Origin of the sequence: Bartonella japonica (genome assembly GCF_040545385.1) — a bacterium.
In the GTDB taxonomy this organism is placed as follows: Bacteria; Pseudomonadota; Alphaproteobacteria; order Rhizobiales; family Rhizobiaceae; genus Bartonella; species Bartonella japonica.
The window spans coordinates 94,595-110,179 of record NZ_JBEPLT010000001.1; the positions used below are offsets into that span (position 1 = coordinate 94,595).

Genomic DNA, 15,585 nt, shown 5'->3' on the forward strand with positions numbered 1-15,585 from the left:
ATGCCTATAAAAGATGACACAAGAAAAGACGAAAATGTCCCTCTCATTCCAGTAGATCCTGCTGTTTTAACTGCGCGGAAAAATTGGTTAGACACTCTTGTACAAACACGTCGCATGGCTATACAAACGGTACAAGCCTACGAACGTGATACACGGCAATTTTTGTCTTTTCTTTGTCAACATTTAGGGAACGAACCAACCTTTGATGATCTTTCCAATTTGCGCGTTAGCGATTTACGTGCTTACTTAGCTTATCGCCGTACACGTCATATAAGTGCTCGCTCTTTAAGCAGAGGTATGGCGGGACTACGCTCTTTTTTCAACTACCTTACTCGCCAAGGGATCGTCAATATTCCTGCTGCTAAGCTTGTTCGAACCCCCAAACTCCCCAAATCGTTGCCAAGACCTTTAGAAATAAAATCAGCTTTAAATTTAGTCAAACAAGAAAATCAACAGGAAGATGAACCATGGATCATCGCTCGTAACGCGGCTGTTTTAATGCTTCTTTATGGCTGTGGAATGCGAATATCAGAGGCTTTATCGCTTACACCAGAACAATTTTCTGATCCTGAAAAAACAAGCTTATTCATGACGGGAAAAGGGGGGAAAACACGTCTTATTCCTCTTATAAAAGCTGTCCACGAAGCTGTACAAAATTACCTTAAATGTTGTCCATATCCGTTAGTAGACAACCAACCAATGTTCCGCGGTGCTCGAGGTGGACCTTTGCAGGCAGCCATTATTCAACGCGCTGTGCGAAACTTACGTGTGCATCTTGGTTTACCAGAAACTGCGACCCCACATACCCTTCGCCATTCTTTTGCCACTCATCTTTTATCACGTGGAGGAGATTTACGTACGATTCAAGAACTTCTCGGCCATGCCTGTCTTTCCACTACTCAAGTCTACACGCATGTTGATATAAATCACTTATTGGAAATTTATCAAAAAACACACCCCCGATCTTTAAAAGATAGGGACGAAAATTAAACAGATTCAACTTCGATCGCTAAAGCATGAACACAGGTTGCTAACTCTTTCTGTAAAACGCGATAAATTGCTCGATGGATCTCCACACGCGACATACCTGAAAAAGAAGAAGAAAGAATTTTGACCCGAAAATGCGTTTCTCCTTTACCATCAAAAGCATGCTCGTTATGAGGATGCCCTTCATGAAGGTGGCTTTCATTAATCACTTCAAGTTTCTGCGGATGAAAAGCTTCCTGAAGTTTCATCTGGATTATTGTTTGAATTGCGGTAGACATTTTCTATTCCTTCACAAAATAAATGGTATTATGTGCCTTTCTCATTACCAAATAAATGTGAAAACAAATTTTTCAAAAGTCAATTCTTGTCAAATCGATTGATTTTTCATAAATCTATAATCATGACAACAACATCTAAATTATTCGACTCAATTCGCATCAGCTCTAATAGGAAACAAAAGGCTGATCCAGAAGCACAGCAATGCCAATGGCAAGGCTGTGAAAAAGCCGCTTCGCATAAAGCACCGGCAGGTCGCAATCATGAAGGGCAATATCTGCATTTTTGCATTGATCATGTGCGTGCTTATAATAAAGATTTTAATTATTTTTCTGGCCTGAGTGATAAAGATATCGCAAAATTCCAAAAAGATGCCCTCACAGGACATCGCCCAACATGGACGACAGATCTGAGCAATGGCACCTCAAAAAAAACAGCCACTTGTTATGCAAAGATTCGCTCTGGTACAGCGGCCTATCAAAACCGTATGCGCGACCCATTCACGCTGTTTACCCAACGTCATTCAACCAACAATTTCTCACGAAAATTAAAACCCTTAGAAGCTAAAGCCTTTGAAACATTGGGGATACCTGCAAATGCTTCATCTGAAATGATCAAAACAAAATATAAAGAGCTGGTAAAAAAACACCACCCTGATTCCAATGGCGGCTGTCGCTCTTCAGAAGAACGTTTTCGTGATGTTTTAAACGCCTATAATTTACTAAAAAAATCTGGTTTTTGTTAAGAAAACCTCTGCTCATACAAGCGCATTTTCATTTTGACCATTATCATTTTTCCAGACATTACAAGATGTCTGACAAGGAATCTCTTTGATATTCAAGACTCTTATTATACATTATAGGGCATTGCATAAATGTTCTAACTCTTGTATCGTTCTGTAATAAACAAAGATAAATAGCGTTCTTTCTCTTCTAAAAAGTAATGACACAAACAAACTCTTCCAAAAAGTAATGACACAAATAAAGCCTACAGTTGAAAATGTGCCTGATATTACCCTTTGTGCCCGCGATCTGTTTCATATTGATACAGATATGAAAGTCCCTGCTTTTAAAACAAAAAGTCCTCACGTTCCTGCCATCGATTCCGATTATCTTTTTGATCGGCAAACAACTTTAGCGATTCTAGCAGGTTTTGCATTTAACCGGCGTGTCATGATTTCTGGCTATCACGGTACAGGGAAATCAACACATATCGAACAAGTCGCAGCACGCCTCAATTGGCCTTGTATCCGGATTAATCTTGACAGTCATGTCAGCCGTATTGATCTCATAGGAAAAGATGCCATTGTTTTAAAAGATGGCTTACAAATTACTGAATTTAAAGAAGGCATTTTGCCATGGGCTTATCAAAACAATATTGCTCTCGTCTTTGATGAATATGACGCTGGACGCCCTGATGTTATGTTTGTTATCCAACGCGTCCTTGAATCTTCTGGACAACTAAGCTTGCTTGATCAAAGCCGTGTCATCGCTCCCCATCCAGCATTTCGTCTTTTTGCAACAGCCAACACCATTGGTCTTGGTGATACAACAGGGCTTTATCACGGGACACAACAAATCAATCAAGCCCAAATGGACCGCTGGTCTCTTGTAACGATACTCAATTATCTACCACACGATAAAGAAGTTGACATCGTTTGTTCAAAGGTTAAATCTTTTCAAACAACTGAAGGAAAAGAGACAATCTCACGAATGATCCATGTTGCTGATATGGTCCGCAAATCCTTTATCAATGGAGATCTCTCTACAGTCATGAGTCCGCGCACAGTTATCACTTGGGCAGAAAACACGACAATTTTTCAAGATATTGGCTTTGCTTTTCAACTTACTTTTCTCAATAAATGTGATGAACTTGAACGTACCACTGTTGCAGAATTTTATCAACGCGCCTTTGGACAAGAGCTTCCCGAATCACTTATTCACAGTGTTTTGCCTTAAGGAACACATCAATCATGACTGCAGAAGTTGGCAATAACAGCAACACTCTGACAAATGACTTTCCTAAAAACACTCTTGATAGTGAAACTTTTAAAAAAGCTCTTTCCACTTGTATCCGTGCAATTGCTGGCACACCCAATCTTGAAGTTGTCTTCAGTCATAACAGACCATCCTTGAATGAGAATCATGCGTATTTACCCGAACTGCCACAACAGGCAACAAACAAAGATATAATGATCACTCGCGGATTAGGTGATTCCATGGCTCTACGTACGGCATGGCATGATAAAGACATTCACACACAATTTTCTCCTTTAGAATCAGAAGCACGTGCCGTCTTTGATGCTCTTGAGCAAACACGCGTTGAGGCAATTGGAGCTTTAGCCATGGAAGGAATTGCACAAAATCTCGATGTTATGCTCGCTGATAAATATCAAAGAGCCCATTATCAAAAAATTAGCACCCAAAGTGAAGCTCCCATCCAAGAAGCAATTGCGCTTTTATTGCGCGAAAAAATAACAAAACGCCCTCCCCCCAAAGAAGCGGGACCTGTCTTAGAATTATGGCGTCATATAATCGAAGAAAAAGCTGCCACAGAACTGAACGAGCTAACGCATCACATTCACGATCAACATGCTTTTGCGCAAATTGCTCGTCAAATGCTTGTTGCATTAAAAATGACAGTTCAACTTAAAGAAGTTTCTGACAGTAAAAACAATAAAAAATCAAAAAACGGAGATGCCCCACAAAACCAAGCAGAAGAAGAAAAAAACGAAAAAAATGCTCAAAGTGAAGAACAAACAACCACAAAACAAGAAAGTGATGTGCAAAGCAAAGGAAAAACAGAAGCTACCCAATTAAGCGGTGACGATCACTCTGAAGAAGAGCAAAAAAGAAGCTCTTGGAAAGAAAAATCCAGTCAATCCAAACGCCTTTTTATTACTTCAGAACAAATGGAAAAACTTGCTGATTATCAAGTTTTCACCCGCCAATTTGATGAAATTTTAGAAGCAACAGATTTTTGTTCAGAAGGTGAACTGGATCACTTGCGTCGTTATCTTGATAAGCAAATTAATCATCTCCAAAACATTGTTGGACGGCTAGCAAACCGCCTACAACGACGTCTTATGGCACAACAAAATCGCAATTGGTATTTTGACCTTGAAGAAGGATATCTTGATACAGCTAGGCTGCCACGCCTGATTATTGATCCCATGCAACCACTCTCTTTTAAAATGGAAAGCAATACTCAATTTCGGGATACTGTTGTTTCCTTACTCATTGATAACTCAGGATCAATGCGAGGACGGCCAATTACTGTTGCAGCAAGTTGTGCAGATATTTTAGCACAAACTCTTGAACGGTGTGGTGTTAAAGTTGAAATTTTAGGCTTTACCACCAAAACTTGGAAAGGAGGAAAATCACGTGAGCAGTGGCTCAAACAAAACCAACCTCATCATCCTGGACGCCTTAATGACTTATGTCACATTATTTATAAAAGCGCTGATACTCCATGGCGTCGAGCACGACGCAATTTAGGTTTAATGATGCAGGAAGGATTGCTAAAAGAGAATATCGATGGTGAAGCATTGATTTGGGCACATCAACGTCTTCTATCACGACGTGAGCAGCGTCGCATTCTTATGGTCATTTCTGATGGTGCACCAGTTGATGATTCAACACTTTCTGTGAATTCCAGCAATTATCTTGAAAAGCATTTACGCGCAGTGATTCAAGAAATTCAAATGCATTCTCCCATAGAACTTATTGCTATTGGCATTGGTCATGATGTCACACGCTATTATCAACGTGCTGTAACAATTATGAATGCTGAAGAACTCGCCAACGCTATAACAAAACAATTAGAAGCACTCTTTAGTAGTAAAAAATCTTATCCTCATAAAAGACTTAAAAATTCTTTTTAAATCAACAGCATAATACCGAATTTGGATACAGTATAATATTCTGTTTAGATACACAATACTCTGTTTAGATATTTGAATACAAATCGGTACCATCTTTTCCATTCCCTACTGACAATATTGTCACATGCTAGCGGCATTATTATATCTACCAACCCACACTATTGCCTCTTAATATTGAGAAAATTCATGAAAAATATTTCTACGCCCTTTCTTAAGCGATTTTCATCCATGCACAGATATCACTTATAACAAGAAAACAAATAATCTTTATTGATTCATCATAAAAAGAATTTCAAACAAATAAATCTAGCTATATTCAGAGTTTTCATCCAAATTTCAAAGTAATAAATTATCATTATAAATCAATATATTATTATAAATATCTATACTATACACACGACTAAAATATTCTTTTTTTACAAGAGATACCTTATTAATTTGCAAGTACAAATTATCAATTTTTGTTGTGTAAAATACTTTGAAACCGTAACATGTTCCTGCTTGTTCATGATCACGAACAATCAGCGAAACTTATTCAATTGCAATTGCTAAATATAGCTTGGAAAAGAAAATCTGTAGATTAAAAATAAGTCGATATACGGTATACAGATTATAAATTAAGTGCAAAAATAACGTTAAGCGCTAAGCGCTCAATAAATATAAAAAAGACTAGCTCGACTTTGGTTTTATAAACGTGAGAATAAAAGAACTTAATGAGAGCAATATGCAGTCTTCTCTTTTTAAAGCGGAAAAGAGAAAGATTATTATTGTTCACCAACAAAAGATGAAATATCTTTTGAGCAACCTTGATAAAGAGGGATTCTCACGGCGCTAAGGATCGTTCCATAGGGAATGAGCATAAACAAACTCATCATAATTTTTACTGAAAAATCACCCAAAGCAAGAGAAAGCCAAACTGGTATACCAAGTCCAAAGAAAACAGCACTCTCCATGAGTGAACTATCAGCATAACCTGTTATTTGATCGATAAAAGCAAAAAAGCTAGAAAAAGCAAGAGCAAAAAATAACACAGTATCTAAAGCTGATCCCGCCAATGCAGCTGCTAAAGGTGCTTTCCACCATGCTTTACGCCGCAAAGGAGTAAAAACAACAATATCAAGCAGCTGCCCAAACAGGAATGCTAAACTAGAAGCAATTGCAAGCCGTGGTGTAGCCAATATCCAAGAAACAAGAACACCAGCAAAAAAACCAGCATAAACCACACGCCGCGCTGCAGCTGGACCATAAAAACGATTCGTCAAATCGTTGATCAGAAAAGCAAATGGATAGGTAAAAGCACCATAAGTTAACAGCTCATTCAAACCGAACCAATATACAGGATACTGCACCAAGATATTAGAAGCAGTTACAGCGAGGCACATTGCAAGAATAGAAAAAACAATATACCTTTTTTTTTGCCGTTCTAATAAAGGATCGCGTATTGAGAACATTTTTTTAACCTAAGCAATGGAATCAATAAGATACAGCGATCAAAAAGTAAAAAGCTTTTAAAACTTTTACCCGTAAAATAAGGAGGCAACCATTCAACTCTTTAATTAATAAAGAGAATTATGCCATTTCTTCAACTTTTTGTTCAGCTTTTTTCTTCACAATCTGGCGTTTTAACAAACGCGCACGTTGTGACAATTCTTTATCATCGGCTTTGACCAAAAAACTATCCAAACCACCGCGATGCTCAACAGAACGCAAAGCATTTGCTGAAATACGCAAACGGTAACTTTGTTGTAACACTTCCGAAATCAATGTCACATTGCAAAGGTTTGGTAAAAAACGACGACGGGTCTTATTATTCGCATGGCTAACATTATTGCCATATAGAACTGTCTTTCCTGTCAATTCGCAAGCACGGGACATAAACTCCACCTTTAAACTCTAAAAAACTCTTTAACCCCAACACCCACAAAACGGAATAAATGCAAAAATACACACCACTACCTTGAAAAGGCATCATTGGGAAGTTGTGCTTTTAATAGGGTGTCGATAAAAAAAGGTCAAGTCTTTTGTAAAGTTTTGTAAAGTTTTGTAGACTCTTTATATAATGTCCTGTCCTTTAAAAAGAGAAGAACACGTATAAAGCCTTTTGCATCCTTTAATTGATGAATTCTTTCATTTTTTCTATAAAAAACGCACAAAATATTTTTTTTTAATGTTTACCGTGCTACAAAGAGTGTCTGACCTTTTAGAAGGAAGCATTCATCATGAGCAAAATCAATCATTCCATGACAAAGCTTCAACCCAAACATATCCGTTTTTCTTCACTTTTGTTCAGCATTTTATGTCTATGTTTTTTTCTCCTCTTTAGCGCACTCGGTGTATGGCAAATACACCGACTAAACTGGAAAACAAATCTCATCACATATGCCAATCAACGTGTTCATTTGCCTCCTATAAAAGCACCGGCCCAAAATCAATGGACGCATATTACTTTTGAAAAAGATGAATATCGACCCGTCATGATCACAGGAAAATTTCTAAGAGATAAAAATATTTTTGTCACTGCTGTTTCTCAAAACACCACTGGATACTGGGTTTTGACCCCTTTACAAACGGATGACAACACACTGACTTTTGTGAATCGTGGTTTTATTCCCATGGACGCACGTCATGATTTTCAAAATACCGAACAATCACACGGAGATCCTCAACATTCTGCCATAGATACAAAACAGACAACAATCATAGGCTTGTTACGCATAAGTGAAAAAAATGGTTTTTTTCCACGCAAAAATAATCCTGATAACAATTTATGGTATACACGCGATCTTCCTGCCATGGCACAAAAACTTGGCCTCTCTTCTGTTGCTCCTTATTTCATTGATCAGGGAAAAAAAACAACCACACAAGGACACCTCCCCATTTCTGGTCTCACGATCGTGCACTTTCGAAACAATCATCTTGTCTACGCTATCACGTGGTTTATTTTAGCTGCTGGTTCTCTAGGAGCTTCTCTTTTTCTGCTGCGGCAAAAAAACTGAAAAAGACGAAAAACAGTGGATCTTCTACAAAGTAGGATCTATCCTAGTTTTAAGGAGCACATATCTATAAAAAATATATCTTCTATGAAGAAGATGCGTACCAAAATACTTTTTCAAAGAACGGTGCATAACAAGCTTTGTAAACACACAAAACTTCCCCCACCATGAATTCTGTTACTCTGACCAAAATTAAAGAAAAAAGCACCTGCTCTCTTCTCACAACAAAATGCTCTCTCAAACAAATTTCAAGATTTACGGGAACAATGCCGCGCAATCAATTCAATATCACCACGACAAATACCAAGATCATTGAGTTCATTTGCTGAAAGACAACTCAACGCTTTAACTGTCCGACGATAATGACGCCAATTGCTATAAAAACACAGAATATTCATATATTTCACTCGATACTCAAACTTTATATTCTCCTCTCTAGGATAAAACAAATTTGAAAAAAAGATGTGCTATAATTTCATAACAGACATACACTTACGTCATAAAAAATGATATTATTCATAAGAGTATTTGATTTTTTAAGCCAATGTTTGTTTTTATAATTTCCAATATTTATTTTAGAAATCATGAGCTTATTTTGAACCACTGACTTTTGTTCAAAAGAGATATCTGTTAAAAAGCGTGCAAGGCTTTGATTTATAATGATAATATAGCATTATTCATATTGAGTGAGAGTCCTGAATATCGTAAGATTCTCTCATTCCAAAGCTGTTTATTTTGAATCAAACAAAACCACTCATTTACCCATAACAAACGGGGTGAGTGTGTGGATCAAATTTGTATAAGAAAGGAGTAAAAATGGTCCTTATGAACCGTCTTAGTGCAAGATCTGTTGCAACATTGGGGGCTGGCAAATATAATGATGGTGCCGGCTTGTTACTCCATAAGCGTAAAGATGGAGGTGCTCAATGGATTTTACGGTATACCCTTCATGGGCGGCGCCGTGAAATGGGATTAGGTGCCTTAAGACATGTGTCTTTAAAACAAGCCTGTGAATTAGCAACTGGGTGGCGTTCTATTTTACGTGAAGGTCGTGACCCTATTAAAGAACGCAATAAATAAAAGCGTGAGGCAATCTCCATTATTTAAAAGACATTGCTTTAGAGACTTTTGAAAGTCATAAAGCTGACCTCAAAGGAGATAGTAAAAATGGTCAATGGTTTACACTTTACGCCTTCATATTCTCCCCAAATTAGGCTGTCTCCCCGTTTCTGAAATTACGCAAACAGAGATACGCAATACGCTTGCTCCTATTTGTCATACAAAGGCTGTAATTGCTAGAATAGCATTGATACGTCTTAATCTTTGTCTCAGACATGCGGCTGCATTAGGTATAGATGTTGATTTACAAGTTGTAGAAAAAGTAAAATCTCTCTTAGGAAAACAACGCCATACGGTCACTAATAGACCAGCCATAAGCGCTAATGGCGAAAATGCCGCACACCAGTAAAAACCATCGCTAAACCATGATCATCCGCTGCGGCAATAACTTCTTCATCACGCATTGATCCGCCCGGTTGAATCACTGCTGTTGCACCGGCTTCAACAGCTGCTAACAATCCATCTGCAAAAGGAAAAAATGCATCCGATGCAACCACTGATCCTTTCGCTGGTGACTCTATTAACCCTGCCCTTTGTGCACTTTCTTCAGCTTTAGATGCAGCAATTTTTGCTGCGTCAATACGACTCATCTGTCCCGCGCCAATTCCAACTGTTGCACTATTTTTTGCATAAACAATAGCATTTGATTTAACATGTTTTACGACACGAAAAGCAAACTGAAGATCACGCATTTCATCTTGGCTTGGCGCACGTTTTGTTACCACTTGCATTTTAAGATCATCAACCACCATATTATCACGCGACTGCACTAAAACTCCTCCAGCAAGCGTTTTAGCAACAAGCCCTTCACAACGTGGATCAGGGACTCCACCTGTTACAAGTAAACGAAGATTCTTTTTTCTCGCAATAACTTCACGAGCAGCCACTGTCGCATCTGGAGCAATAATCACTTCCGTGAAAATTTTAATAATCTCTTCCGCACATTCTTCATCAAGAGACCGGTTTAACGCAATAATTCCACCAAATGCGGACACATTATCACACATAAGTGCTTTCAAATAAGCTTCTTTCAAACTCTGTCCTTCTGCAACACCACAAGGATTCGCATGTTTAATAAGAGCAACAGCTGCAGTCCTTTGGGGTTCAAATTCAGCTATAAGTTCAAATGCAGCATCTGTATCATTTATATTGTTGTAAGAAAGTTCTTTACCTTGCAAGAGTTTTGCTGTTGCAACACCAAAGCGTTTATCGCTATTGCGATAAAATGCTGCCTTTTGATGTGGATTTTCTCCATAACGCATAACCTCTTTAAGATGACCAGAAAAACTCTGCCACGATGGCGTTTCAACTTTTAAATTCTGCGCAAACCACGCTGCTATCGCCGTATCATAAGCAGCTGTATGTGCATAAGCACGCATTGCTAACTGACGCCGCATAGACAAGCTTAAACACCCATCATGCCTTTTTAATTCAGCTAAAACCAGATCATAATCACTGACTGCTGTTATAACACCGGTATAAGCATGATTCTTTGCTGCTGCACGGATCATTGCTGGTCCACCGATATCAATATTTTCAAGAATTGTCTGATCATCCGCCCCAGATTGAGAAGTCTCCTCAAAGGGATAAAGATTGACTACCAGAAGATCGATTCCATGAATATCATGCTTTTCCATAGCATCTTTATGGTTGGGATCCTCTCTTACTCCCAATAAAGCACCATGGACCAAAGGATGCAGTGTTTTGACACGTCCATCCATGATTTCCGGAAATCCTGTAATTTCGGCAACATCTTTCACAGACAAACCAGCAGCCATTAAGGATTTTGCTGTTCCCCCTGTCGAAATCAACTCAACACCGTAAGCATGAAGCGCTTGCGCAAATGCAACAACGCCTGTTTTATCTGATACAGAAAGAAGAACACGACGAACCCGATGAAGATCAGGTATGGGAAATTTTTTTGCAACAACACCCATAAGAAAAATCCTAAAAACAAAATGATCAAAATCAAATGAAACAAGCTTCTGTGTTTATAGCACACGCCATTATTAAAATACACCAAAAGGATAAAATCTCTTGCGTTTAACACACAAAGAATGTCTCATTCTTATTCTTATCTATAAAGGATCAAATATTGCCCTCATGAATCACGCATAAAACGCCAATGAATCTTTTCCTGAAGTGCAGGACAAAAATACAAAACAATCTGTTGTGTACATCGTGGACCTGTTAATTCAGCAAAATCAATTGAATCCTCAAGACAAATATCAACATCAGGCGATATAAAATACCATATTTGCCCATTCTCTACAGATAAACATACGCGCTTACCATCATAATGAACTGCAACTTGCGGATGAAGGTGAAACCGAACAGCAACACTGTTTTGTTCACTTTGAATGGCTTTATGTCTCTTTGAGAACCTTTCCTTTGCCGGAAAAAAACGATCAAACCCCTCAATCATTTCCCCATTTGTCGTTAAAATAAGACCGCGTTCGTGAATAAGATTAAAAGGTCGCACATAACCATTATGACTTGCAATAAAACCAGTTTTTTCTGCATCTTCTATACGACACACTTTAACATCCGTTGGTCCATCAAGCAAAAGTGAAGCACCATTTTTCTTTTTTTTATGAAAAACACCAACAGAATAATCATTAACTGTTGCCGTTGAATGTGCTGCAGTGACACGCCCTAAATGGCGATATTCTTCACGCCCATAGGGATTAACACCCGTATTGATAATAAAGCGACTTCCCTGTGAGGACATTTCAAAAGATAAACATCCCGACCCAGCATGTTCTGCAGCAGAGCGTGGTGGAAATTTTCCTGTATCCGCAAGCACTGTCGTCTGATTGGCTTGTAAACGCTGAAACCCTGAATAACGTGCATAACTAAAAGGATGTCCCACTGTTTCATCAAGCTTTAAAAGTTCCGATAAGCGCTCTGGAACAAGAGGACCAACACCATTAAAACGCGCCAATGTTTGATCTTCATGGATAAAAAACCGTAAAGCCGGAAACATACGCTCAACAGAATCAATAAGAGCACGTGGTGCTATTTCATTGCTGTGCGCAAAGAAATGACGTAACGACAATAAATCCGATAATAAATTGAGCAAAATGACAGGACTACGCGAAATATGTCCGCCATCCACCAAGATTTGACGTGAAAGCTCCTCTATGAGAAAGATTTGCACCTTTTTTTTCATTGCTGCAGAAACAGGCAAAGCAAGTGATGCAAATGTCAAAGCTACTGCAGCTTGTAAACGCTGATCATTGTTTTCCATACTGTAAATCATTGTATGCAAATAACGAAACTGAAAACCAAGTGCACACAAAAAGCGTTTTTCAAACTGTTCACTTGCCCCTTGCAACAACATTTTTGAATGACAGATCCATGAAATTAAACGCCGTGCCACAACCGGCGCACTCCAAGCAGATCCCTTTATTCTTTTGCCACCATGATCAAGCCAATCTGTTAAGAGAGAACGTGCATGCGCTGTAGCCAAATTACTCTCGGCTGCTGTCATATGGCGCAACCAGTGGAAATCATAAAGGGCTATTTCCCATTCCGGCGCTGGAGGAACCAACGAAAAAGGTGAAACAGCACCAGCATGAACAATATGGCCAGCAAAAGCAAACCGACCGTGATAAAATTCATGCGCCACGACTGGATCAGCCAACTGCAAATCAATGGGATGTGCTAAAATTTTATGGGGACGAAAGCCTGAAAATCGCCAACGAAACAATGGTCCAACCCATAAGCGCCGTATCAATTTGTGCGCTATATACATAAAGTCCGAGACCTTTACTTGAGGACCTTTTATCGCAATCGCCACAACTTCATCTCCGTACCTGCTAAATCATGCACAATTTCGTTCATTTGAGTAAATGAACCGTTAATTAAGCCACTTTCCGCAAACGCGCTGCAAAAAAACCATCCATTCCTAAAAACACATTTTTTTCAGTGTCAATATTTTGATGACAAAAATCCGCAGGTGTCGTTCGCAAAGTCCCTTTAAAAGAGAGCAAATGCGCCATAGCGCCCATTTCTTTAGAGGAAATAGGCTCTAAAACAATGTCACTGCGTGCAGATAAAATCTTTTCGATAAGATCTTCACCTTCTTCTCTTGCCAATGAACAATTAGAAAAAACGATGTGCCCACCTTTTCTCACCAAAGCAATTGCTGCAACAAGCAAATCATATTGCAACGCTGCCAACTTAGCGATATCGTTTACCGATTTTGTCCATAAAATATCAGGATGACGGCGTATCGTTCCTGTTGAAGAACAAGGAGCATCAAGAAGAACGGCATCAAAAAGTTGTTCAGGATGAAAATTTCTCACATCTCCCTGCCAAGTACGAACTGACAAATGAAGACGCTCCATATTTTCCTTTAAACGCTTTATCCGATTGGCAGATATATCAACAGCTGTCACTTCAGCCCCTTGCAAAACCAATTGCGCTGTTTTCCCCCCAGGACTTGCACAAAGATCAGCAACCTGTTTTCCCTGAATATTGCCGAGCAAACAAGCAGGCAATGCTGCTGCAAAATCCTGAATCCACCAAGCTCCTTCCCTATAGCCTGGTAAATCAGAAACCGAACATTCCAAACGACTCAACCGAACGGAGCCATTCGGCAATACAACACCTCCAAGCTGTTGCGCCCATCCAATACTATCAGATTTCACAGTTAAATCGAGAAGTGGTTCAATAGCTTGAATTTCTAAAATCTGTTCAGCCTTTTCTTTTCCATAAGCTGACACCAAAAGCTGCCCAAACCATATCGGAATTCCTTCAATGCTAAGAGTTTTCTGACGTAACACCTCTGCTTCACGTGCAACATTACGTAAAAGAGCATTAACGACTCCAGAAAACCGATGCATACGAGGATCAAGTTTTGCTACACGCACGGCTAAATCAATCGCAGCATGATCGGGAATATCGAGATAAAGGATTTGAGCCACACTGATATGCAAAAGATGCTGAAGTGAAAGTGCTTGTGAAGGTAAAGGGCGCCTCAAAAAACATGATAAAGCAGCTATAATCTGCCCCCGATGACGCAAAACTGTAGACAAAATAGCTCTACACAACGAACGATCTCTTTGTGAAAGCTCTAAATATTGTGGATGTCCGTGTTCATTATCCGTTAACCCCGAAAGAGACGCATGCTTATCAAGCACCGCCCCTAAAAGACGAGTACAGACCCGCCGAACACCTAATCCTGGAACATTTTTCTCGGACACACGACCCGCTTTTTCATGTTTCAAAACACCACCTTTATGCCTTCATTTCCTGAAAATATTATGACCGAGATCTTTCTGAATTTTCATAACGAAGCCAAGAAGGACGTTTTGTAGCACGCTGAAAAGCTCCTTTTTCCTGATTATCTGATCCATTGTTTTGTGCATCATAATCCAGATCTCTATAATCTAAATTTCTCTTTTCTTCCTGCAAACCGCCTTCTTTACCCCATTCCATAGTTTTAAGCATTTCTCCCTTCATCTCTTCCGCCTGTCGATAAAGAGCAGCAATACGATTTGCCGTCGCTGGATGCGTAGAAAAAAGGCTATCAGCACCTTCACCGCTCAAGGGATTGATAATAAACATATGTGCTGTTGCTGGATTATGCTCTGCCTCTTCATTGTATTCTTTACGTCCAACATCAGCAATTTTACGCAATGCCGAAGCCAACCATAACGGATTACCACATATTTCAGCACCCCGTCGATCAGCAGCATATTCACGCGTGCGACTAATAGCCATTTGCACAAGCATAGCCGCAAAAGGTGCTACAAGCATCGCTATAATGCCCCCAATTCCACCTGTACCATGAGAATGTTCCGAAGAATCACGCGGTCCCCCCATAAAAAAAGCGAAATTTCCAAGCATCGAAATTGCTCCTGCAATTGTTGCAGTCAGTGTCATTGTCAACGTATCACGATGTTCAATATGTGCCAACTCATGCGCCATAACACCAGCAATTTCCTCTACACTTAACCGTTCTAACAATCCTGTACTTGCAGCAACGGCTGCATTTTGTGGATTGCGTCCCGTAGCAAAAGCATTTGGCTGTGCACTATCAAGAACGTAAACTTTTGGTTGAGGAAGAGAGGCTTTCTTCGCTAAATCGCTTACAATCTTATAATAAACGGGCGATGAATGCTGATCAACTTCACGCGCGCCATACATGCGTAAAACGATTTTATCCGAATTCCAATAAGAAAAAAAATTTAAACCACTTGCCATCAAAAGTGCAATGATCATGCCACTACCCCCTCCAACAAGGTAACCAACTCCCATAAAAAGAGCGGTCATAAAAGCTAAAAGCATTGCTGTACGCATTATATTCATTACTCAAAA

13 protein-coding genes and 1 pseudogene are annotated in these 15,585 nt (G+C 39.3%); 6 read left to right on the top strand and 8 right to left on the bottom strand.

Annotated elements, in window-relative coordinates; genetic code table 11:
* Positions 1-990, top strand: coding sequence for a tyrosine recombinase XerC (locus ABID39_RS00450; protein ID WP_354184942.1), 990 nt, complete (start codon positions 1-3; stop codon positions 988-990).
* Here ABID39_RS00450 and ABID39_RS00455 read toward each other — a convergent pair.
* Complete coding sequence (locus ABID39_RS00455) at positions 987-1,265, bottom strand: BolA family protein (protein ID WP_354184943.1); 279 nt, start codon at positions 1,263-1,265, stop codon at positions 987-989. The two genes, ABID39_RS00450 and ABID39_RS00455, sit on opposite strands and share 4 nt — an antisense overlap.
* Positions 1,266-1,387: 122 nt before the next feature.
* On the opposite strand from ABID39_RS00455, the gene ABID39_RS00460 reads away from it, so the two are divergent.
* The 3 genes from ABID39_RS00460 to cobT all read left to right on the top strand — a co-directional run bounded on the left by ABID39_RS00460 (position 1,388) and on the right by cobT (position 5,146).
* A complete protein-coding gene (locus ABID39_RS00460; protein ID WP_354184944.1) occupies positions 1,388-2,008 on the top strand; it encodes a J domain-containing protein in 621 nt (206 codons plus the stop codon).
* Positions 2,009-2,234: 226 nt separating this feature from the next.
* The gene (gene cobS / locus ABID39_RS00465; protein WP_354184945.1) at positions 2,235-3,221 is read left to right on the top strand and encodes a cobaltochelatase subunit CobS; all 987 of its coding nucleotides are present in this window, start codon (positions 2,235-2,237) and stop codon (positions 3,219-3,221) included.
* Between the two features lie 14 nt (positions 3,222-3,235).
* Entirely contained in the window at positions 3,236-5,146 is a 1,911-nt protein-coding gene (cobT, locus tag ABID39_RS00470; protein WP_354184946.1) for a cobaltochelatase subunit CobT, read from the top strand.
* A gap of 764 nt (positions 5,147-5,910) precedes the next feature.
* On the opposite strand, the gene ABID39_RS00475 is transcribed toward cobT, so the two are convergent.
* Together ABID39_RS00475 and rpmB are read right to left on the bottom strand one after the other, a co-directional pair.
* On the bottom strand, positions 5,911-6,597 hold the full coding sequence (locus ABID39_RS00475) for a queuosine precursor transporter (RefSeq protein ID WP_354184947.1): 687 nt from the start codon (positions 6,595-6,597) through the stop codon (positions 5,911-5,913).
* Between the two features lie 118 nt (positions 6,598-6,715).
* Positions 6,716-7,021: a 50S ribosomal protein L28 gene (gene rpmB, locus ABID39_RS00480; protein ID WP_354184949.1), complete on the bottom strand. Its 306-nt coding sequence runs from the start codon at positions 7,019-7,021 to the stop codon at positions 6,716-6,718.
* Positions 7,022-7,365: 344 nt separating this feature from the next.
* On the opposite strand from rpmB, the gene ABID39_RS00485 reads away from it, so the two are divergent.
* Positions 7,366-8,142, top strand: coding sequence for an SURF1 family protein (locus ABID39_RS00485; RefSeq protein ID WP_354184951.1), 777 nt, complete (start codon positions 7,366-7,368; stop codon positions 8,140-8,142).
* Positions 8,143-8,387: 245 nt separating this feature from the next.
* Here the strand turns inward: ABID39_RS00485 and ABID39_RS00490 are convergent, their stop codons facing one another.
* On the bottom strand, positions 8,388-8,537 hold the full coding sequence (locus ABID39_RS00490) for a DUF1127 domain-containing protein (RefSeq protein WP_354184953.1): 150 nt from the start codon (positions 8,535-8,537) through the stop codon (positions 8,388-8,390).
* A 418-nt stretch (positions 8,538-8,955) separates the two neighbouring features.
* On the opposite strand from ABID39_RS00490, the pseudogene ABID39_RS00495 reads away from it, so the two are divergent.
* Positions 8,956-9,574: pseudogene (locus ABID39_RS00495) on the top strand (integrase arm-type DNA-binding domain-containing protein); the annotation flags it as partial.
* Positions 9,575-9,578: 4 nt separating this feature from the next.
* Here ABID39_RS00495 and purH read toward each other — a convergent pair.
* The 4 genes from purH to htpX form a co-directional block, all read right to left on the bottom strand.
* Positions 9,579-11,195, bottom strand: coding sequence for a bifunctional phosphoribosylaminoimidazolecarboxamide formyltransferase/IMP cyclohydrolase (gene purH / locus ABID39_RS00500; RefSeq protein ID WP_354184955.1), 1,617 nt, complete (start codon positions 11,193-11,195; stop codon positions 9,579-9,581).
* Between the two features lie 164 nt (positions 11,196-11,359).
* Complete coding sequence (locus ABID39_RS00505; protein ID WP_354184957.1) at positions 11,360-13,060, bottom strand: heparinase II/III family protein; 1,701 nt, start codon at positions 13,058-13,060, stop codon at positions 11,360-11,362.
* Between the two features lie 64 nt (positions 13,061-13,124).
* Positions 13,125-14,492: an RsmB/NOP family class I SAM-dependent RNA methyltransferase gene (locus ABID39_RS00510; protein ID WP_354184959.1), complete on the bottom strand. Its 1,368-nt coding sequence runs from the start codon at positions 14,490-14,492 to the stop codon at positions 13,125-13,127.
* A 34-nt stretch (positions 14,493-14,526) separates the two neighbouring features.
* Positions 14,527-15,576, bottom strand: a complete 1,050-nt coding sequence (gene htpX, locus ABID39_RS00515; protein ID WP_354184961.1) for a zinc metalloprotease HtpX — start codon at positions 15,574-15,576, stop codon at positions 14,527-14,529.
* Positions 15,577-15,585: the final 9 nt, after the last annotated feature.

Excerpts from the sequence above, each read along its gene's own strand:
- ABID39_RS00450 (WP_354184942.1), top strand. The coding sequence starts at position 1 with ATGCCTATAAAAGATGACACAAGAAAAGACGAAAATGTCCCTCTCATT.
- ABID39_RS00455 (WP_354184943.1), bottom strand. The coding sequence starts at position 1,265 with ATGTCTACCGCAATTCAAACAATAATCCAGATGAAACTTCAGGAAGCT.
- ABID39_RS00460 (WP_354184944.1), top strand. The coding sequence starts at position 1,388 with ATGACAACAACATCTAAATTATTCGACTCAATTCGCATCAGCTCTAAT.
- cobS (WP_354184945.1), top strand. The coding sequence starts at position 2,235 with ATGACACAAATAAAGCCTACAGTTGAAAATGTGCCTGATATTACCCTT.
- cobT (WP_354184946.1), top strand. The coding sequence starts at position 3,236 with ATGACTGCAGAAGTTGGCAATAACAGCAACACTCTGACAAATGACTTT.
- ABID39_RS00475 (WP_354184947.1), bottom strand. The coding sequence starts at position 6,597 with ATGTTCTCAATACGCGATCCTTTATTAGAACGGCAAAAAAAAAGGTAT.
- rpmB (WP_354184949.1), bottom strand. The coding sequence starts at position 7,021 with ATGTCCCGTGCTTGCGAATTGACAGGAAAGACAGTTCTATATGGCAAT.
- ABID39_RS00485 (WP_354184951.1), top strand. The coding sequence starts at position 7,366 with ATGAGCAAAATCAATCATTCCATGACAAAGCTTCAACCCAAACATATC.
- ABID39_RS00490 (WP_354184953.1), bottom strand. The coding sequence starts at position 8,537 with ATGAATATTCTGTGTTTTTATAGCAATTGGCGTCATTATCGTCGGACA.
- purH (WP_354184955.1), bottom strand. The coding sequence starts at position 11,195 with ATGGGTGTTGTTGCAAAAAAATTTCCCATACCTGATCTTCATCGGGTT.
- htpX (WP_354184961.1), bottom strand. The coding sequence starts at position 15,576 with ATGAATATAATGCGTACAGCAATGCTTTTAGCTTTTATGACCGCTCTT.